Annotated in this window: 1 pseudogene; it reads right to left on the minus strand. The window is 34.3% G+C overall.

Annotated features, from left to right (window positions below):
* Window positions 1-135: 135 nt before the first annotated feature.
* Window positions 136-399, minus strand: a pseudogene (locus LQ693_RS13515) (phospho-sugar mutase); the annotation flags it as partial.

The following is a 399-nucleotide window of genomic DNA, read 5'->3' on the forward strand; positions in this document are numbered from 1 at the left end:
GATTCGAAGACTACAGGCTGAGAACATGCCCGCGGAAAGCATGCGCATAAAAAAATGCCGGCAAAGTCTAAGACTTTGTCGACACTCTGAAGCAACCTTTCATTTTTCTTGAAAGGTTGCTTTTCACTATAATGCTTATTTTAAATTAAATTTTCTTTCAAATTCCTCAATCACATCATCCAATTTCTCTACATTCAATGAGAAATACAGTTTCATTTTTGGTTCTGTTCCTGATGGTCTAACTGCTATAAATCCTTCTTCAAATATAAATTTGATAAGATCAGTTTGAGGTAACTGAATAGTGCTTGTCTCACCACTTTGTATATCTCGAGATTCTTGTGTGATGTAGTTTTCTATATACAATGGTGTTAGATTCTCTATCTCAATTGTTTCTAACTG

Origin of the sequence: Mammaliicoccus sp. B-M6, from assembly GCF_022386965.1 — a bacterium.
Lineage (GTDB): Bacteria > Bacillota > Bacilli > Staphylococcales > Staphylococcaceae > Mammaliicoccus > Mammaliicoccus sciuri_A.